Origin of the sequence: Ramlibacter algicola (assembly GCF_016641735.1) — a bacterium.
GTDB classification, from domain to species: Bacteria; Pseudomonadota; Gammaproteobacteria; order Burkholderiales; family Burkholderiaceae_C; genus Ramlibacter; species Ramlibacter algicola.
Window position 1 is genome coordinate 3,813,661 of sequence record NZ_JAEDAO010000001.1, and the last position, 18,145, is coordinate 3,831,805.

General features: G+C 68.6%; 17 protein-coding genes. All 17 read right to left on the minus strand.

Annotated elements, in window-relative coordinates:
- Positions 1 to 19: 19 nt before the first annotated feature.
- Entirely contained in the window at positions 20 to 616 is a 597-nt protein-coding gene (gene hisB / locus I8E28_RS18715) for an imidazoleglycerol-phosphate dehydratase HisB (protein WP_200789721.1), read from the minus strand.
- Positions 613 to 1,689, minus strand: coding sequence for a histidinol-phosphate transaminase (gene hisC / locus I8E28_RS18720; RefSeq protein WP_200789722.1), 1,077 nt, complete (start codon positions 1,687 to 1,689; stop codon positions 613 to 615). The genes hisB and hisC overlap by 4 nt, the downstream gene beginning before the upstream one ends.
- Positions 1,686 to 3,002: a histidinol dehydrogenase gene (hisD, locus tag I8E28_RS18725; RefSeq protein WP_338050803.1), complete on the minus strand. Its 1,317-nt coding sequence runs from the start codon at positions 3,000 to 3,002 to the stop codon at positions 1,686 to 1,688. Before hisD ends, hisC begins: the two co-directional genes overlap by 4 nt.
- Positions 2,999 to 3,655, minus strand: coding sequence for an ATP phosphoribosyltransferase (gene hisG, locus I8E28_RS18730; RefSeq protein WP_200789723.1), 657 nt, complete (start codon positions 3,653 to 3,655; stop codon positions 2,999 to 3,001). The genes hisD and hisG overlap by 4 nt, the downstream gene beginning before the upstream one ends.
- Positions 3,652 to 4,923: a UDP-N-acetylglucosamine 1-carboxyvinyltransferase gene (gene murA / locus I8E28_RS18735; RefSeq protein ID WP_200789724.1), complete on the minus strand. Its 1,272-nt coding sequence runs from the start codon at positions 4,921 to 4,923 to the stop codon at positions 3,652 to 3,654. The genes hisG and murA overlap by 4 nt, the downstream gene beginning before the upstream one ends.
- A gap of 6 nt (positions 4,924 to 4,929) precedes the next feature.
- Complete coding sequence (locus I8E28_RS18740; protein WP_200789725.1) at positions 4,930 to 5,172, minus strand: BolA family protein; 243 nt, start codon at positions 5,170 to 5,172, stop codon at positions 4,930 to 4,932.
- 1 nt (position 5,173) lies between these two features.
- Positions 5,174 to 5,941 (minus strand): ABC transporter permease, encoded by a 768-nt coding sequence (locus I8E28_RS18745; RefSeq protein ID WP_200789726.1) that lies wholly within the window; start codon positions 5,939 to 5,941, stop codon positions 5,174 to 5,176.
- A gap of 5 nt (positions 5,942 to 5,946) precedes the next feature.
- Positions 5,947 to 6,870, minus strand: a complete 924-nt coding sequence (locus I8E28_RS18750; protein ID WP_200789727.1) for an ABC transporter ATP-binding protein — start codon at positions 6,868 to 6,870, stop codon at positions 5,947 to 5,949.
- Between the two features lie 49 nt (positions 6,871 to 6,919).
- The gene (locus I8E28_RS18755) at positions 6,920 to 7,195 is read right to left on the minus strand and encodes an STAS domain-containing protein (RefSeq protein WP_200789728.1); all 276 of its coding nucleotides are present in this window, start codon (positions 7,193 to 7,195) and stop codon (positions 6,920 to 6,922) included.
- Between the two features lie 4 nt (positions 7,196 to 7,199).
- A complete protein-coding gene (locus I8E28_RS18760) occupies positions 7,200 to 7,853 on the minus strand; it encodes an MlaC/ttg2D family ABC transporter substrate-binding protein (RefSeq protein ID WP_200789729.1) in 654 nt (217 codons plus the stop codon).
- Between the two features lie 115 nt (positions 7,854 to 7,968).
- Positions 7,969 to 8,769 carry an MlaA family lipoprotein gene (locus I8E28_RS18765; RefSeq protein WP_200789730.1) on the minus strand — a complete coding sequence of 267 codons (801 nt, stop codon included), beginning with the start codon at positions 8,767 to 8,769 and terminating at the stop codon, positions 7,969 to 7,971.
- The gene (gene mlaD, locus I8E28_RS18770; protein ID WP_200789731.1) at positions 8,766 to 9,263 is read right to left on the minus strand and encodes an outer membrane lipid asymmetry maintenance protein MlaD; all 498 of its coding nucleotides are present in this window, start codon (positions 9,261 to 9,263) and stop codon (positions 8,766 to 8,768) included. The genes I8E28_RS18765 and mlaD overlap by 4 nt, the downstream gene beginning before the upstream one ends.
- 8 nt (positions 9,264 to 9,271) lie before the next feature.
- Positions 9,272 to 10,054 (minus strand): lipid asymmetry maintenance ABC transporter permease subunit MlaE, encoded by a 783-nt coding sequence (gene mlaE / locus I8E28_RS18775; protein WP_200789732.1) that lies wholly within the window; start codon positions 10,052 to 10,054, stop codon positions 9,272 to 9,274.
- The gene (locus tag I8E28_RS18780) at positions 10,051 to 10,866 is read right to left on the minus strand and encodes an ABC transporter ATP-binding protein (RefSeq protein ID WP_200789733.1); all 816 of its coding nucleotides are present in this window, start codon (positions 10,864 to 10,866) and stop codon (positions 10,051 to 10,053) included. Before I8E28_RS18780 ends, mlaE begins: the two co-directional genes overlap by 4 nt.
- 133 nt (positions 10,867 to 10,999) lie before the next feature.
- Positions 11,000 to 12,466, minus strand: a complete 1,467-nt coding sequence (locus I8E28_RS18785; RefSeq protein WP_200789734.1) for a glutamate synthase subunit beta — start codon at positions 12,464 to 12,466, stop codon at positions 11,000 to 11,002.
- 21 nt (positions 12,467 to 12,487) lie between these two features.
- The gene (locus I8E28_RS18790; protein ID WP_200789735.1) at positions 12,488 to 17,218 is read right to left on the minus strand and encodes a glutamate synthase-related protein; all 4,731 of its coding nucleotides are present in this window, start codon (positions 17,216 to 17,218) and stop codon (positions 12,488 to 12,490) included.
- A 134-nt stretch (positions 17,219 to 17,352) separates the two neighbouring features.
- On the minus strand, positions 17,353 to 18,042 hold the full coding sequence (locus I8E28_RS18795) for an REP-associated tyrosine transposase (protein ID WP_200789736.1): 690 nt from the start codon (positions 18,040 to 18,042) through the stop codon (positions 17,353 to 17,355).
- Positions 18,043 to 18,145 lie beyond the last annotated feature (103 nt).

The window sequence follows — 18,145 nt, forward strand, 5'->3', positions numbered from 1 at the left end:
GCGGCGGCCCAGGTCGCCATCAGAGGGAGCCCTTGGTGGACGGGATCGTGCCGGCCGCGCGCGGATCGAGTTCCGCGGCCGCGCGCAGCGCGCGCGCGAAGGCCTTGAACACGGTTTCGCATTGGTGGTGCGCGTTGTCGCCGCGCAGGTTGTCCACGTGCAGGGTGACGAAGGCGTGGTTGGCGAAGCCCTGGAAGAACTCGTGCGCCAGCTGGGTGTCGAAGCTGCCGATCATCCCGCTCTTGAACGGCACGTTCATCACGAGGCCGGGCCGGCCGGAGAAGTCCAGCACGACGCGCGACAGCGCCTCGTCCAGCGGCACGTACGCATGCCCGTAGCGGCGGATGCCCTTCTTGTCGCCGATCGCCTGGGCCACCGCCTGGCCGAAGGTGATGCCCACGTCTTCCACCGTGTGGTGGCCGTCGATGTGCAGGTCACCCTGGGCCTGGATGTCCAGGTCGACCATGCCGTGGCGGGCGATCTGGTCCAGCATGTGGTCGAAGAAGCCGATGCCCGTCGCCAGGCGCGCCTGGCCGGTCCCGTCCAGGTTGACCTTGACGGTGATCTTCGTCTCCGCGGTGTTGCGGGTGACTTCGGCGATGCGGGGCGTGGTCATAGGGACTGTTGCAGGGCCGCGAGCATCTGCGCGTTTTCATCGGCGGTGCCGACGGTCAGGCGCAGGCAGCGGGCCAGCAATGGATGCATTGTAGAAACGTTCTTGACGAGCACCCCGCGCTGCTTCATGCCCGCGAAGGTGCGTGCCGCATCGGGCACCCGCACCAGCACCATGTTGGCGTCGCTGTGCCAGGCCTGCACGCCGGGCAGTTGCGCGAGGCGCTCGAGCAGGCGGCCCCGCTCGGCCCGCAGGTCCGCGGCCTGGGCCTCGAACACGTCGGCGTGCTCGAGCGCGAACAGCGCCGCCTCGGCGTTGAGCACGCTCACGTTGTAAGGCGGGCGGACCTTGTCGACTTCGGCGATGAGCGCCTCGCGACCGATGAGATAGCCGATGCGGACGCCGGCCAGGCCGAACTTGCTCAGGGTGCGCATCAGCAGCACGTGCTCGTGGCGGCCGATGCGGTCGATGTAGCTGCGGCTGGCGAAGGGCTGGTACGCCTCGTCCATCACCACCAGCCCGGGCGCGGCCTGCACGATGCGCTCGATGGCGGCGTCGTCCCACAGGTTCGCCGTGGGGTTGTTCGGGTAGGCGAGGTAGACGATCGACGGCTGGTGCTGCTCGATCGCCGCCAGCATCGCGCGCTCGTCCAGCTCGAAGTCGGGCGTCAGATCCACGCCGACGAACTTCAGGCCCTGCAGCTGCGCGCTCATCGCGTACATGACGAAGCCGGGCACCGGCGCGACGATGGTCGCGCCGGGCACGTCGCACGCCATTGCAAGCATCGAGATCAGTTCGTCCGACCCGTTGCCCAGCATCAGCTGGAAGCCGGCAGGCACCTGCGCATGCCGATGCAGGGCCGCCTTGAGGTCGTCGAGGCGCGAGCCCGGATAGCGGTTGATGGCGACCGCGCCCAGACGCTCGCCCAGTTGGCGCTGCAGTTGCGGCGACAGGCGATGCGGGTTCTCCATCGCGTCGAGCTTCACCAGCCCGGCCGACGGCTGCACCGCATAGGCGTGCATGCCCTGCACGTCCGAGCGCAGCAGGCGTGCCAGGCGGTCCGGCAACTTGCTCATGGCTTGAGCCTCATCTCGGCGGCGCGCGCGTGCGCCTGGAGGCCTTCGCCGTGCGCAAGAACCGACGCGATGCGGCCGAGCGACTGCGCGCCCTGCTCGCTGACCTCGATCAGGCTGCTGCGCTTCTGGAAGTCGTACACGCCCAGCGGGCTGGAGAAGCGCGCCGTGCTGCTGGTGGGCAGCACGTGGTTGGGACCGGCGCAGTAGTCGCCCAGGCTCTCGCTGGTGAACGCGCCGAGGAAGATGGCGCCGGCGTGCTTGAGCAGCGGCTCCCAGCGGTGCGGCTCGGCGCTGGCGATCTCGAGGTGTTCGGGGGCGATGCGGTTGCTGATGGCGCAGGCCTCGTCCATCGAACGCGTGTGGATCAGCGCGCCGCGGTTCGTCATCGAGGCCGCGATGATCCGGGCGCGCGGCAGCGACGTCAGCAGCCGGTCGATCTCCTGCTGCACGCGATCCACGTACGCCGCGTCGGGGCACAGCAGGATGCTTTGCGCCAGTTCGTCGTGCTCGGCCTGCGAGAACAGGTCCATCGCCACCCAGTCCGCCGGCGTCGTGCCGTCCGCCAGCACGAGGATCTCGCTCGGCCCCGCGATCATGTCGATGCCGACCTGGCCGAACACGCGCCGCTTGGCGCTGGCTACGTAGGCATTGCCCGGGCCGGTGATCTTGTCGACGCGCGGCACCGTCTGCGTGCCGTACGCGAGCGCGCCGACCGCCTGCGCGCCACCGATCGCGAACGCGCGGTGCACGCCCGCGACGTGCGCCGCGGCCAGCACCAGGGGGTTGCGCTCGCCCCGCGGCGTGGGCACGACCATCACGATCTCGCCGACGCCGGCCACTTGCGCGGGGATCGCGTTCATCAGCACCGACGACGGATACGCCGCCTTGCCGCCCGGCACGTAGATGCCGACGCGGTCCAGCGGGGTCACCTTCTGCCCGAGCAGCGTGCCGTCCGCGTCGCGGTAGCTCCAGCTCTCGCCGCTCGCCCGCTTCTGCGCCTCGTGGTAGCTGCGCACGCGCGCAGCCGCCGTTTCGAGCGCGGTGCGCTGGTCGGATGGAAGCCCATCGAAGGCCGCCTTCAGGTCGGCCGCCTGCAGCTCGAGGTTTTCCAGGCTGTTCGCCTGCAAGCCATCGAAGCGCGACGTGAACTCCAGCACCGCGGCGTCGCCGCGATCGCGCACGGCCGCCAGGATGTCCGTCACCGCCTGCTCGATCGACGCGTCGGTGTCCGCGGACCAGTGCAGGCGCTGCTGGAACGCGGCGTCGAAGCCCGCATCGGCGGTGGACAGCCGCAAGGGACGCGCGGTGCTCACGCGGACGCCTTTCCGCAGGAAGCCTGCGCGAACGCGTCGATCAGCCGGCGCATCGGGGCCTGCTTCAGCTTCAGCGCGGCCTGGTTGACGACCAGGCGCGAACTGATGTCCATGATGCGTTCGACCTCGACGAGGTCGTTGGCCTTGAGCGTGCTGCCGGTGGACACCAGGTCGACGATGGCATCGGCCAACCCGGTGAGCGGGGCCAGTTCCATGCTGCCGTACAGCTTGATCAGGTCGACGTGCACGCCCTTGGCGGCGAAGAACTCGCGCGCGATGCCCACGTACTTGGTGGCGACGCGCAGGCGCGAACCCTGGCGCACGGCGCTGGCGTAGTCGAAATCGGCGCGCACCGCCACGCTCATGCGGCAGCGCGCGATGGCGAGGTCCAGCGGCTGGTACAGGCCCTGGTTGCCGTGTTCCAGCAGCGTGTCGAGGCCCGTCACGCCGAGGTCGGCGCCCCCGTACTGCACGTAGGTCGGGACGTCGGTGGCGCGCACCAGGACAACGCGGACGTCCGGCTGGTTGGTTGCGAGGATCAGCTTGCGCGACGTGTCCGGGTCCTCCAGCACGCGCACGCCCGCCTGCGCGAGCAGCGGCAGCGTCTCGTCGAAGATGCGGCCCTTGGACAGGGCGAGCGTGATGCCGGTCACCGTCCGCCCACGCGTTCGATGTCGGCGCCGAGGCCGGCGAGCTTGGCTTCCATCCGGTCGTAGCCGCGGTCCAGGTGGTAGATGCGATCGACCAGGGTCTCGCCCTCGGCGACCAGGCCCGCGATCACCAGGCTGGCCGACGCGCGCAGGTCGGTGGCCATCACCGCCGCACCGGACAGGCGCGGCACGCCTTCGATGACCGCGATCTTGCCGTCGACCTGGATGCGCGCCCCGAGCCGCAGCAGCTCGTTCACGTGCATGAAGCGGTTCTCGAAGATGGTCTCGGTCACGTGCGAGGCGCCTTCGGCCACGACGTTCAGCACCATGAACTGCGCCTGCATGTCGGTGGGGAAGCCCGGGTACTCGGTCGTGCGGAAGCTCTGCGCCTTCGGCCGGCCCTCGCTGCGGATGCGGATGCCTTCGGGCACCGGCGTCACCGTCGCGCCGGCGGCGCGCAGCTTCTCGATCACCGCTTCGAGGTGGTCGGCGCGCGCATGCCGCAGCAGCGCGTCGCCCCCGGCCGCGGCGACCGCGCACAGGAACGTGCCCGCCTCGATGCGGTCCGGCACCACGTGGTGCGTGCACCCGGACAGGCGCGACACGCCCTGGATGCGGATGCGGCTGGTGCCGTGGCCCTCGATGCGGGCGCCCATGCGAATGAGCATCTCGGCCAGGTCGGTGACCTCCGGCTCCTGCGCCGCGTTCTCCAGCACCGTCTCGCCTTCGGCCAGGGTGGCGGCCATCAGCAGGTTCTCGGTGCCGGTGACGGTCACCATGTCGGTGGTGATGCTGGCGCCGCGCAGGCGCTCGCGGCCCTTGGGCAGCCTGGCGATCATGTAGCCGTGCTCGACGACGATGTCGGCGCCCATCTGCTGCAGGCCCTTGATGTGCTGGTCGACCGGCCGCGAGCCGATGGCGCAGCCGCCGGGCAGCGACACGGTCGCCTCGCCGAAGCGCGCGAGGAGCGGCCCCAAGGCGAGCACCGAAGCGCGCATCGTCTTCACCAGTTCGTACGGGGCTTCGGGCGTCGTGAGCCCGCGCGCATCGATGTGCACGCGGTCGCCCCCATGGCGGTCGACCTGCACGCCCATGTTGCGCAGCAGCTTGAGCATCGTGCTCACGTCCTGCAGCTGCGGCACGTTCTCCAGGGTGACGGGTTCGTCGGTCAGCAGCGCGGCGCACAGCTCCGGCAGCGCCGCATTCTTGGCGCCGGAAATGCGGACCTCGCCGTGGAGCGCACGGCCCCCGCGAATCAGTAGCTTGTCCATGACAGGTCAGTGGTGGTGGGCGGCCCACTCGGCCGGGGTGTACGTGCGCATCGACAGCGCATGCACCTCGTCCGTGTGCATTCTCGCACCCAGGGTGGCATAGACCAGCTGGTGCCGCTGCACGGGGCGGCGGCCTTCGAAGGCGGCCGACACGATGACGGCCGACCAGTGCCGGCCGTCGCCTTCCACCTCCAGGTGGTCGCAGGCCAGGCCGCTGGCGATGATCGAGCGCAGGTCGTCCGGAGTCATTTCAATTGCGGATCTTGTAGCCGATACGCAGGAGGTGCAGCGCGATCGCGCTGACCACGGCGAAGGCACTGCCGACGATGGCCAGGCTGAGCCAGGGCGACACGTCGCTCACGCCGAAGAAGCCATAGCGGAACCCGTCGATCATGTAGAAGAACGGGTTGAGGTGGCTCACGCCCTGCCAGAACGGCGGCAGCGAGTGGATCGAATAGAACACGCCGGACAGGAATGTCATCGGCATCACGATGAAGTTCTGGAACGCCGCCATCTGGTCGAACTTCTCGGCCCAGAGCCCGGCGATCAGGCCCAGGGCGCCCATCATGCCGGCGCCCAGCAGCGCGAAGACCAGGATCCAGAGCGGCGCGACGAGACCGGGCCGCGCGAACAGCGACGTCACGACGAAGACGCCGATGCCGACGGCGATGCCGCGCGCGACCGAGGCGCCGACGTAGGCGACGAACCAGCTGCGGTGCGACAGCGGCGTGAGCAGCAGGAACACCAGGTTGCCCGTGATCTTGCTCTGGATCAGCGACGAGGAACTGTTGGCGAAAGCGTTCTGCAGCACGCTCATCATCACCAGCCCCGGCACCAGGAACGCGGTGTAGTCGACGGTGCCGTACACCTTGGCCTGGCCTTCGAGCACATGGCCGAAGACGAGCAGGTAGAGCATGGCGGTCAGCACCGGCGCTGCCACCGTCTGGAAGCTCACCTTCCAGAAGCGCAACACTTCCTTGTACAGCAGCGTCTGCCAGCCACCGGCGGTGGGGGCCATCGGCGTCATGCGGCCACCCGTTGCTGGTGCTTGGCCGACATCACGTCGAGGAACACGTCCTCGAGGTCCGGCTTGCGGATCTCGACGTCCTCGACACGCAGGCCCGCCTGGCGGATGGTGGCCAGGTAGGTTTCGATCTCGTGCGCGTCGTGCGCAGGCAGTTGGACGATGCGGCCGGTGACGCGCGCCTTGTCGGCGAACTGCGGCGGCAGCTCGCGGTCGATCTTGAAGCGCAGCACGTTGCTCGAGGCCGCCTTCAGCAGGTCGCTGGTGCGCTCGAGCGCGACGACGCGGCCTTGCTTGAGCATCGCGATGCGGTTGCACAGCGCCTCGGCTTCCTCGAGGTAGTGCGTGGTCAGCAGCACCGTGTGGCCCTGCCGGTTCAGGCGCGCGATGAATTGCCACAGGGTCTGCCGCAGCTCGACGTCGACGCCGGCCGTGGGCTCGTCGAGCACGATCACCGGCGGCTTGTGCACGAGCGCCTGCGCGACCAGCACGCGCCGCTTCATGCCGCCCGACAGCTGGCGCATGTTGGCGTTGGCCTTGTCCGCGAGCCCCAGGCTCTCGAGCAGCTCCGTGATCCAGGCGTCGTTGCCGCGCACGCCAAAGTAGCCGGACTGGATGCGCAGCGCCTCGCGCACGGTGAAGAAGGGATCGAAGACCAGCTCCTGCGGCACCACGCCGAGGTGGCGGCGCGCCTGCGCATATTGCGCCTGCACGTCATGGCCGAGCACGGACACGTTGCCGTCGCTGGCGCGCGCCAGGCCGGCGAGGATGCTGATGAGGGTGGTCTTGCCGGCGCCGTTGGGGCCGAGCAGCCCGAAGAACTCGCCTTCCTCGATATCGAAGGTGACGCCGTCCAGGGCCTTGACGGAGCCGCGCCCGGACTTGAAAGACTTGCTGACCGACTGGAAGGAAATCGCGGGCATGGGAGCCCGCCATTGTAGGTGGCGGCCCTTGCCCCGCGCCGTGGCGGGGCTAGGCGGCCGCGGGGACCAGCAGGTCGGCGACGCCGTACACCGTCGCGAGTTCGCGCAGCCGCTTCGGCATGTTGGCGACCGCGAAGGATTTGCCCTGCGCGAGCGCTTCGCGGCGGCAGTCCAGCAGCACCGCGAGCGCCGACGAATCGAACTGCTGCAGTGCCGAGGCGTCGGCGACCGCATGCGACTGGCCCTGCGTGCGCAGCGCCTGCGCGAGCATGCGCGCGCAGGCGGGCGCCTCGTCGTGGGTCAGCTGCGCCGGCAGGACGAGCACCGCGTCAGCCCTTCTTGCCGCCGGCGGCGTTGGTCTTGTTGCGCTGCGTGAGGGCGGCGATCAGGCCGTCGATGCCCTTGGCATTGATCTCCTGCGCGAACTGGCTGCGGTAGGTATCGACCAGCCACACGCCGAGCACGTTCAGGTTGTAGATCTTCCAGCCGGCGCCCTCGCCCGGCGTCTTCTCCAGGCGGTAATCCAGCTGGATCGGGTCGCCGCGGCCGCGGATCTCGGTGCGCACGACGACTTCCTTGTCCTCCGGCGACGCGCGCAGCGGCTTGACGGTGATGGTCTGGTCGTCGACCTGCGACAGCGCGCCCGCGTACGTGCGCACCAGCAGCGTCTTGAACTCGTCCTGCAGGCGCTTCTTCTGCTCCGGCGTGGCCTGGCGCCAGCCCGGGCCGACGGCCGCGGCCGTCATGCGCTGGAAGTTCACGTTGGGCATGATTTTCGAATCGACCAGCTGCATGATCTTCTCGACGTCGCCCTGCTTGATGGACTTGTCCGACTTGATCGCGCCCAGCGTCTCCTCGGACAGGCGCTTGACCAGTGCGTCGGGTGCCTCGTCGGCGGCCCAGGCGGCGGACGGCAACCCCACGCCGACAGCGGCGAGGGCCAGGGTGGCGGCCGCGAGGCGGCCGAGCATGCGTCGATTCATCAGTTCCCTTTCGGTTGCGGGCGCAGTGCCCGCGATCCATGTTGGAACGCCGGTGCACCGCCGGGTTCCGGCAGCGCGACCTGGCGCGCAACGGATTGCAACTTTAGCGGCTGCGCTATTGGTCCGGGTCGGCCGGAATCTGCCCGTCGTTCGGATCGTCCCGTTCCGTCGCCCTCTTGCGCGCGGCCTCGTCCTCGTCCTCGGCGCGGCGGGTGCCGCTGAAGATGTCGGCCCGCCGCTTCTGCAGGTAGGCGTCGCGCGTGAAGCTGTACTTGTCCAGCGCCGCGCCTTCGAGCACGTCGCCGGCGCGCAGCAGGTTCGAGCGCACGTCGACCACGCGCAGGACGTACAGCGAGTCGCGCGTCGCTTCCGGGTCCAGGTGGTAGAGCGGATCGCCCCGCCAGTCCACGGGCAGGGCCAGCGTGTCGCGCAGCGTCGACGGGCCCAGCAGCGGCAGCACGACGTAGGGACCTGCGGGGACACCCCAGCGGCCCAGCGTCTGGCCGAAGTCTTCCTTGTGGCGGTCGATGTTGGCTTCGCTGGCGATGTCGAGCACGCCGCCCAGGCCGAACACGGAGTTGGTGGCGAAACGGATCCAGTTCTCGGCGGCGTCGTGGATCTTCAGCTGCAGCAGGCTGTTGACGGCCGACCAGCCGTCGCCCAGGTTGCCGAAGAAGTTGGACACGCCGGTGCGCAGCAGCGGCGGCACCTTCTCGCGGTAGAACGTGGCGGTCGGCTTGAGGACGACGGCGTCGACGTTCTCGTTGAAGTTGCTCACCTCGCGGTTGAACGGCTCGAGCGGGTCGTTCGGGTTCGCGTGCGGGCCGCTGGCGCACCCCGCGAGCAGCGCGAGCGACGCCAGCGCGACCACGGCGCGCTGGGTCGTCGGCAGGCGGGGCGCAGTGCGGGGTTTCATTTCTTCGGGGCCGGCGCGGGCGCGTTGCTGCTGCTCCCGCCGTCGGCAGCCTTGTTGTACAGGAACTGGCCGATCAGGTTTTCCAGCACGACGGCCGACTGGGTGCTGCTGATCGTGTCGCCCGCGGCCAGGTTCTTCTCGTCGGAGCCGGCCTCGATGCCGATGTACTGCTCGCCCAGCAGGCCGCTGGTGAGGATCTTCAGCGAGCTGTCCCTGGGGAACTGGAAGCGGTTCTCCATCGCCAGCGTCACGCGCGCCTGGTAGCTCTTGTCGTCGAAGCCGATCGACTCGACGCGGCCGACGACCACGCCGGAGCTCTTGACCGCGGCCTTGGGCTTGAGCCCCCCGATGTTGTCGAACTTGGCGACGACGCGGTAGGTCTGCTGGAAGCTCAGGGTCAGAAGGTTGGCCGCCTGCAGCGCCAGGAAGACGATGGCCGCCGCACCAAGCAGGACGAACAGGCCGACCCAGACATCGTTCTTGCTTCTTTCCATTTTTTCCCTCAGATGCTGAACATCATCGCGGTCAGCACGAAATCGAGTGCGAGCACGGTGAGCGAACCCACCACGACGGTGCGGGTGGTGGCCCGCGAGACACCTTCGGGCGTCGGCTTGGCCTCGAAGCCCTCGAGCAGCGCGATGAACGTCACCGCGATGCCGAACACGAAGCTCTTGAGCACGCCGTTGCCGACGTCCGCCCAGACGTCGACGCCTCCCTGCATCTGGCTCCAGAACGAGCCCGGGTCGACGCCGATCATCAGCACGCCGACCACCCAGCCGCCGATGATGCCCACCGCGTTGAAGACCGCGGACAGCAGGGGCAAGGTGATCACGCCGGCCCAGAAGCGCGGCGCCAGGATGCGGCGAACCGGGTCGACGGCCATCATCTCCATCGCCGAGAGTTGCTCGCCGGCCTTCATCAGGCCGATCTCCGCGGTCAGCGACGTGCCGGCGCGCCCGGCGAACAGCAAGGCCGTGACGACCGGCCCGAGCTCGCGCACCAGCGACAGGGCCACCATGAGGCCGAGCGCCTCGGACGATCCATAGCGTTGCAGGATGTAGTAGCCCTGCAGCCCGAGCACGAAACCGACGAACAACCCCGACACGGCGATGATCGCCAGCGAGTAGTTGCCCAGGAAATGGATCTGGTCGCGGACCAGCCCGAAGCGACCCATGGCCGCGCCGAACAGGGACACGAGCCGCGTGAACAGGCGCGCGCCATGCCCCAGCTCGGCCAGGTACCTGCGCGTCGCGTAGCCGATGTCGGCCGGCTTGTACCAGCTCATCGCCCCAGCCCCCCGCCGAAGTCCTGGTCCACGGACGGCCCCGGATAGTGGAAATGCACCGGGCCGTCGGGCCGGGCGTTCACGAATTGCGACACCAGCGGGTCGGTCGACGCACGCACCTCGGCCGGCGTTCCCTGCGCCGCGATGCCGCCGTTCGCAAGGATGATCACCTTGTCCGCGATCCGGAACGTCTCTTCCAGGTCGTGCGAGACCACGATGCTGGTGATGCCCAGCGTGTCGTTCAGCTGCCGGATCAACTGCGCGGCGGTGCCGAGCGAGATCGGGTCGAGGCCGGCGAACGGCTCGTCGTACATCACCAGTTCCGGATCGAGCGCGATCGCCCGCGCGAGCGCGATGCGGCGCGCCATGCCGCCCGACACCTCGCTGGGCATCAGGTCGCGCGCGCCGCGCAAACCGACCGCATTGAGCTTCATCAGGACGATGTCGCGCACCAGCGGCTCGGGCAGCCGCGTGTGTTCGCGCAGCGGGAACGCCACGTTGTCGAACACGGACATGTCGGTGAAGAGCGCGCCGAACTGGAACAGCATGCCCATGCGCCGGCGCATCGCGTAGAGGCCCTTCGCATCGAGCGTCGCGATGTCCTGGCCGTCGAACAGCAGTTCGCCCGACTGCGCGCGGACCTGGCCGCCGATCAGGCGCAGGACGGTGGTCTTGCCGCCGCCGGACGCCCCCATCAGCGCGGTGACCTTGCCGCGCGGCACGGTGAAGCTCACGCCATCGAGGATGCGGCGCTCCCCGTAGCCGAAGCTCAGGTTGCGGCAATCGACGAGTGGGCCGTCGGGGTCGGGCATGCGGTCGGAAGAGCCTGCGCGCGGCAGGCCGGCAGTGGCGGAACCAGCAATGATAAGGGTTGCCCCTAGGTGGCGCCGCGGCCCGGACATCCGGCCGCCCTCCCCGGACGGGAGGCGGCCGGTTGTCGTTTTTTCAGCGCGGAAGGTCCGAGAACCCCATGAGGAATTCGTCGACCGCGCGTGCGGCCTGGCGACCCTCGCGGATCGCCCACACCACGAGGGACTGGCCGCGGCGGATGTCGCCGGCGGCGAACACCTTGGGCACGCTGGTCGCGTAGCCGCCGATGAACTCGGTGCTCGCCTTGGCGTTGCCGCGCGTGTCCTTGTCGACGCCGAAGCCCTCGAGGATCGACGCCACCGGGCTGGTGAAGCCCATGGCCAGCAGGACGAGGTCGGCACGCAGCGTCTGCTCGCTGCCAGGCACCTCGACCATCTTGCCGTCCTTCCACTCGACCCGGACCGTCTTGACCCCAGTGACCTTGCCCTTCTCGCCGATGAATTCCTTGGTGGCGATGGCGAACTCGCGGTCGCAGCCTTCCTCGTGCGAGGAACTGGTACGCAGCTTGTACGGCCAGTAGGGCCAGGTGAGCTCCTTGTTCTCCTCTTCGGGCGGCTGCGGCATCAGTTCGAACTGCACGACGCTCGCGGCGCCATGGCGGTTGCTGGTGCCCACGCAGTCGCTGCCGGTGTCGCCGCCGCCGATGACGATGACGTGCTTGCCGTCGGCGCGGATCTGGCCCTTGACCTTGTCGCCTGCGACGACGCGGTTCTGCTGCGGCAGGAACTCCATCGCGAAGTGCACGCCGTCCAGGTCACGCCCGGGCACCGGCAGGTCGCGCGACTGCTCCGCCCCACCGGCCAGGACCACCGCGTCGAAATCGGACAGCAACTGCTTCGGCTCGATCGTCTCCTTGGCCAGGTTGGTGACCTTGGAGCCCTTGGGCAGGCTGCCGATCATCACGCCGGTGCGCACCGTCACGCCCTCCGCCTTCATCTGGTCGATGCGGCGGTCGATGTGCGACTTCTCCATCTTGAAGTCGGGAATGCCGTAGCGCAGCAGGCCGCCGAGGCGGTCGTTCTTCTCGAACAGCGTGACTTCGTGGCCGACGCGTGCCAGTTGCTGCGCGGCCGCCATGCCCGCGGGGCCGGAGCCGACCACCGCGACCTTCTTGCCGGTCTTGATGCGCGGCACGCGCGGCTGCACCCAGCCGTTCTGCCACGCGCGATCGGCGATCGCGTGCTCGATGGACTTGATGCCCACCGGGTCGGCGTTGTAGTTCAGCGTGCAGGCCGCTTCGCACGGCGCCGGGCAGATGCGGCCGGTGAACTCCGGGAAGTTGTTGGTCGAGTCCAGCACCATCCAGGCGTTCTGCCAGTCCTGCTGGAACACCAGGTCGTTGAAGTCGGGGATGACGTTGTTGACGGGGCAGCCGCTGTTGCAGAACGGCGTGCCGCAGTCCATGCAGCGGGCGGCCTGCACCTTCGACTGCGAGTCGTCCAGCCCGATGACGAACTCGCGGTAGTCCTTCAGGCGCTCCTTCGGCGGCTTGTAGCCCTCCTCCAGGCGCTCGTACTCCATGAAGCCGGTGATCTTTCCCATGTTCGTGTCCTCGTCCCGCGCTTACTTGGCCGCCACCGGCTCGCGCACCATCGCCGCGTGGGCGTCGTTGCCCGCGCTGGCCTCCTCGACCTGCCGCTCGTGCATCTCGGCCAGGGCCCGCTTGTATTCGTTCGGGAACACCTTCACGAACTTGCCGCGCGTGTCCTTCCAGTGGTCCAGGATCTCGCGCGCGCGGCGGCTGCCGGTCCAGCGGTTGTGGTCCTCCAGCAGCTTCTTGAGCAGCGCCTCGTCGGCCTGGCCCGCATGCAGCTTCGTGGCAGCGGCGGTGGCCTTCTGCTCCGTCGCCGGCAGCACGCGCTCGAGCGTGACCATCGCGGTGTTGCAGCGGCTGGCGAACTCGCCGTCCTCGTCGTAGACGTAGGCAACGCCGCCGGACATGCCGGCCGCGAAGTTGCGGCCGGTCCTGCCGAGCACGACGACCGTGCCGCCGGTCATGTACTCGCAGCCGTGGTCGCCGGTGCCTTCGACGACGGTGGTCGCGCCCGACAGGCGCACCGCGAAGCGTTCGCCCGCGACGCCGGCGAAGAACGCCTCGCCGGTGGTGGCGCCGTACAGCGCGGTGTTGCCGATGATGATGTTCTTCGTGGCCTCGCCGCGGAAGTCGATGCTCGGGCGCACGACGATGCGGCCGCCCGACAGGCCCTTGCCCGTGTAGTCGTTGGCATCGCCGATCAGGTACAGCGTGATGCCCTTGGCCAGGAACGCGCCGAACGACTGGCCGCCCGTGCCTTCGAGCTGGATGCGGATGGTGTCGTCGGGCAGGCCTTCGGGATGCACCTTGGTGAGCGCGCCCGACAGCATCGCGCCGACGGAGCGGTTGACGTTGCGCGCCACCTCCATGAACTGCACCTTCTCGCCGCGCTCGATGGCGGGCTTGCTGCGCTCGATCAGGACGTTGTCCAGGCTCTTGTGCAGGCCGTGGTCCTGCGCCTCGACGTGGAAGCGCGCGACCTCGGCGGGCACGTTGGGTTGCGCGAACAGGCGGCTGAAGTCCAGCCCGCGCGCCTTCCAGTGCTCGACGCCCTTGCGCACGTCGAGCAGGTCGGTGCGGCCGACCAGGTCGTCGAACTTGCGGATGCCCAGCTGCGCCATGATCTGGCGCACTTCCTCGGCGACGAAGAAGAAGTAGTTGACGACGTGCTCGGGCTTGCCGGCGAACTTGGCGCGCAGCACCGGGTCCTGCGTGGCCACGCCCACCGGGCAGGTGTTCAGGTGGCACTTGCGCATCATGATGCAGCCCTCGACCACCAGTGGCGCGGTGGCGAAGCCGAATTCATCCGCGCCCAGCAGCGCGCCGATGGCGACGTCGCGGCCGGTCTTCATCTGGCCGTCGGCCTGCACCCGGATGCGGCCGCGCAGGCGGTTCAGCACCAGGGTCTGCTGGGTCTCGGCCAGGCCGATCTCCCACGGCGAACCCGCGTGCTTGATCGACGACCAGGGCGAAGCCCCGGTGCCGCCGTCGTGGCCGGCGATCACGACGTGGTCGGCCTTGCACTTGGCGACGCCGGCCGCGATGGTGCCCACGCCGACTTCGGACACCAGCTTCACGCTGATGGACGCGTGCGTGGCGACGTTCTTCAGGTCGTGGATCAGCTGCGCGAGATCCTCGATCGAGTAGATGTCGTGGTGCGGCGGCGGCGAGATCAGGCCCACGCCGGGTACCGAGTAGCGGAGCTTGCCGATGTACGGCGACACCTTGCCGCCCGGCAGCTGGCCGCCCTCGCCGGGCTTGGCGCCCTGCGCCATCTTGATCTGGATCTGGTCGGCGGACGCCAGGTATTCGGCCGTCACACCGAAGCGGCCCGACGCGACCTGCTTGATGCGCGAACGCAGCGAGTCGTTGTCGGCCAGCGGGATGTCGACCTCGACCACGTCCTTGCCGATGATCTGGGCCATGGTCTGGCCCTGCTTGATCGGGATGCCCTTGAGTTCCTGGCGGTAGCGCGCAGGGTCCTCGCCGCCTTCGCCGGTGTTGCTCTTGCCGCCGATGCGGTTCATGGCGACGGCGAGCGTCGCGTGCGCCTCGGTGGAGATGGAGCCGAGCGACATCGCGCCGGTGGCAAAGCGCTTGACGATCTCCTTGGCGGGCTCGACCTCGTCAACGGGGATCGCCTTGCCCGGGTCGACCTTGAACTCGAACAGGCCGCGCAGCGTCATGTGGCGGCGGCCCTGGTCGTTGACCAGCTGGGCGTACTCCTTGTACGTGCTCCAGTTGTTGGCGCGCGCGGCGTGCTGCAGCTTGGCGATGGCGTCGGGCGTCCACATGTGCTCTTCGCCACGGGTGCGCCACGCGTATTCGCCGCCCGCGTCGAGCATGGTCGACAGCACCGGGTCGTTGCCGAAGGCGGCCTTGTGCATGCGGATCGCTTCCTCGGCGATCTCGAACACGCCGATGCCCTCGACGCGGCTGGCGGTGCCGGTGAAGTACTTCTCCACCGTGTCGCCGTTCAGGCCGATGGCCTCGAACAGCTGGGCGCCGCAGTAGGACATGTACGTCGACACGCCCATCTTGGACATGATCTTGGACAGGCCCTTGCCGATCGCCTTGACGTAGTTGTAGATGGCCTTCTCGGCCGACAGGTCGCCCGGCAGGTCCTTGTGGATCGCCACCAGCGTTTCCATCGCCAGGTACGGGTGCACGGCCTCGGCCCCATAGCCGGCGAGCACGGCGAAGTGGTGCACTTCGCGCGCGGAGCCAGTCTCGACGACCAGGCCCGCGGTGGTGCGCAGGCCCTCGCGCACCAGGTGCTGATGGATCGACGACAGCGCGAGCACGGCCGGGATGGCAACGCGCTGCGGGCCGACGCCACGGTCGCTGATGATCAGGATGTTCTTGCCGGACTTCAGCGCGTCGACCGCTTCGGCGTTGAGCGACGCGAGCTTCGCCTCGACGCCCTCCTTGCCCCACGCGAGCGGGTAGGTGATGTCCAGTTCGTAGCTGCGGAACTTGCCCTGCGTGATCTTGTCCGCCGCGCGCAGCTTGGCGATGTCGGCGAAGTCCAGCACCGGCTGGCTCACCTCCAGCCGCAGCGGCGGGTTGACCTGGTTGATGTCCAGCAGGTTCGGCTTCGGGCCGATGAAGGACACCAGCGACATCACGATCGCCTCGCGGATCGGGTCGATCGGCGGGTTGGTCACCTGCGCGAACAGCTGCTTGAAATAGTTGTACAGCGGCTTGTTCTTGCTCGACAGCACCGCCAGCGGCGTGTCGTTGCCCATCGAGCCGATACCCTCTTCGCCCGCCACCGCCATCGGCGACATCAGGAACTTGAGGTCTTCCTGCGTGTAGCCGAACGCCTGCTGGCGGTCCAGCAGCGGCACCGAGCTCTCGGGCGCGTCACCCGCGTTGTCGGACAGGTGGTCCAGCTTGATGCGCAGGTTCTCGATCCACTGCTTGTACGGGCGGCTGTTGGCCAGCTGGGCCTTCAGTTCCTCGTCGTCGATCATGCGGCCCTGCTCGAGGTCGATCAGGAACATCTTGCCGGGCTGCAGGCGCCATTTGCGCACGATCCTGTTCTCCGGCACCGGCAGCACGCCGGATTCCGAAGCCATGATCACGAGGTCGTCGTCCGTGACGCAGTAACGCGAGGGACGCAGGCCATTGCGGTCCAGCGTGGCGCCGATCTGGCGGCCGTCCGTGAACACGATCGACGCCGGGCCGTCCCACGGCTCCAGCATCGCCGCGTGGTACTCGTAGAACGCCTTGCGGCGCTCGTCCATCGTCGTGTGCTGCTCCCACGGCTCGGGGATCATCATCATCACGGCCTGTGCGAGCGGGTAGCCCGCCATCGTGAGCAGTTCGAGGCAGTTGTCGAACGTCGCCGTGTCGGACTGGCTGGGGAAGCTGATGGGATACAGCTTGTTCAGGTCGCCGCCGAGCACCGGCGAGGACATCACGCCCTCGCGGGCGCGCATCCAGTTGTAGTTGCCCTTGACCGTGTTGATCTCGCCGTTGTGCGCGACGTAGCGGTACGGGTGCGCCAGCGGCCACTCGGGGAAGGTGTTGGTCGAGAAGCGCTGGTGCACGAGCGCCAGCGCGGAGACGCAGCGCGGGTCCTTCAGGTCCAGGTAGTACTCGCCGACCTGGTCCGCCAGCAGCAGGCCCTTGTAGACCACGGTGCGGCTGGACATCGAGGGGACGTAGTACTCCTTCGAGTGCTTCAGGCGCAGGTTCTGGATGGCGGCGCTGGCCGTCTTGCGGATGACGTACAGCTTGCGCTCGAGCGCGTCCTGCACGATGACGTCGGTGCCGCGGCCGATGAAGACCTGGCGGATCACCGGCTCCTTCTGGCGCACGGCGGGCGACATCGGCATCTCGCGATCGACCGGCACGTCGCGCCAGCCGAGGAGCACCTGGCCCTCGACCTTGATCGCGCGCTCCAGCTCCTGCTCGCAGGCGAGCCGTGACGCGTGTTCCTTCGGCAGGAAGATCATGCCGACGCCGTACTCGCCGGGCGGCGGCAGCTCGACGCCCTGCTTGGCCATCTCCTCGCGGTAGAGCGAATCCGGCAGCTGCAACAGCAGCCCGGCGCCGTCGCCCATGAGCTTGTCGGCACCGACAGCGCCACGGTGGTCGAGGTTCTGGAGGATCTTCAGCCCCTGCGCGACGATGGCGTGGGACTTCTCGCCCTTGATGTGGGCGACGAAACCGACGCCGCAGGCGTCGTGCTCGTTCTGCGCCGAATACAGGCCCTGCTCTTGCAAAAAGGAAATCTCGGCAGCCGTGGTCATGGGCGCTCCGGGGAAATACTGATGGCGGGTCCGCGATCGTAGTGCAGCGCAGCACGACCGCCAAGCGGAATATTCGGGGTCAGATTCCAATTTCGGCCCCGGCGTCTACGCGCCGCGTATGAATTGGGGACAGATCAAACTAGCTTGCGAGGTCGCCCTGCACTCTTGGGGCTCGGCCGCCGCGGCGCGTGCTCGCCCAAGTGCGCGAGGAACTGCGCGTCGCCAGCCGCCCAGCCGCGGAACGTCGCGTCCGTGAGCAGGTCGCGGGTGTCCTTGGCGATGCCCGCGGCCACCAGGTCCGCATACGCCTGCTCGCGCGCGAACGGGGTGTTGCCCAAGGCCCAGTACAGCGGATGAGGCGTCACCAGGCGATCCGGGAGTGTCCCGACATAGTGCCGATGGCTCGACCAGGGCCAGTCCGCCGCGCTGGCAACGATGCCCGCGCGCACCGGGTTCAGGTCCATGTAGACCATGCAGGCCAGCAGGTAACGGTCCGCCTGGACCAGCGTCGACTTGTACCGGCCTTCGAACAGCGTGCCGGTGCGTCCATGCCGATCGTTGAAGTGCCGCACGTAGCGGCGGCCGATCGCTTGCAGCAGTCGTGGCACGCCCGTGCCCGTCTCGGGGGTGGCGAGCAGGTGCACGTGGTTGTCCATGAGCACGTAGGCATGGACGGCAACGCCCTGCTCCTTTGCGTTCTGCTCGACCAGCTTCAGCAACAGGCGACGGTCGTCGTCGTCCGCGAAGATCGGCTGGCGGTTGTTCCCCCGCTGGATGATGTGGTGCGGGTAGCCGGGGACGGTCAGTCGGGCGAGGCGAGCCATGGGTGCGCTGCAGAATTGGAATCTGACCCCCATTATCAGTCGTTGGCCGACGGGGGCACGCCGCTCCCGCTGACAGCTCCCGCCAGAGTGGGTACCCACAATG

Coding starts and splice junctions, on each gene's coding strand:
- mlaD (WP_200789731.1), bottom strand. CDS start 9,263: ATGGAAAGAAGCAAGAACGATGTCTGGGTCGGCCTGTTCGTCCTGCTT.
- I8E28_RS18760 (WP_200789729.1), bottom strand. CDS start 7,853: ATGAATCGACGCATGCTCGGCCGCCTCGCGGCCGCCACCCTGGCCCTC.
- murA (WP_200789724.1), bottom strand. CDS start 4,923: ATGGACAAGCTACTGATTCGCGGGGGCCGTGCGCTCCACGGCGAGGTC.
- I8E28_RS18790 (WP_200789735.1), bottom strand. CDS start 17,218: ATGACCACGGCTGCCGAGATTTCCTTTTTGCAAGAGCAGGGCCTGTAT.
- I8E28_RS18785 (WP_200789734.1), bottom strand. CDS start 12,466: ATGGGAAAGATCACCGGCTTCATGGAGTACGAGCGCCTGGAGGAGGGC.
- hisC (WP_200789722.1), bottom strand. CDS start 1,689: ATGAGCAAGTTGCCGGACCGCCTGGCACGCCTGCTGCGCTCGGACGTG.
- mlaE (WP_200789732.1), bottom strand. CDS start 10,054: ATGAGCTGGTACAAGCCGGCCGACATCGGCTACGCGACGCGCAGGTAC.
- I8E28_RS18740 (WP_200789725.1), bottom strand. CDS start 5,172: ATGACTCCGGACGACCTGCGCTCGATCATCGCCAGCGGCCTGGCCTGC.
- I8E28_RS18795 (WP_200789736.1), bottom strand. CDS start 18,042: ATGGCTCGCCTCGCCCGACTGACCGTCCCCGGCTACCCGCACCACATC.
- I8E28_RS18780 (WP_200789733.1), bottom strand. CDS start 10,866: ATGCCCGACCCCGACGGCCCACTCGTCGATTGCCGCAACCTGAGCTTC.
- I8E28_RS18745 (WP_200789726.1), bottom strand. CDS start 5,941: ATGGCCCCCACCGCCGGTGGCTGGCAGACGCTGCTGTACAAGGAAGTG.
- I8E28_RS18765 (WP_200789730.1), bottom strand. CDS start 8,769: ATGAAACCCCGCACTGCGCCCCGCCTGCCGACGACCCAGCGCGCCGTG.
- I8E28_RS18750 (WP_200789727.1), bottom strand. CDS start 6,870: ATGCCCGCGATTTCCTTCCAGTCGGTCAGCAAGTCTTTCAAGTCCGGG.
- hisB (WP_200789721.1), bottom strand. CDS start 616: ATGACCACGCCCCGCATCGCCGAAGTCACCCGCAACACCGCGGAGACG.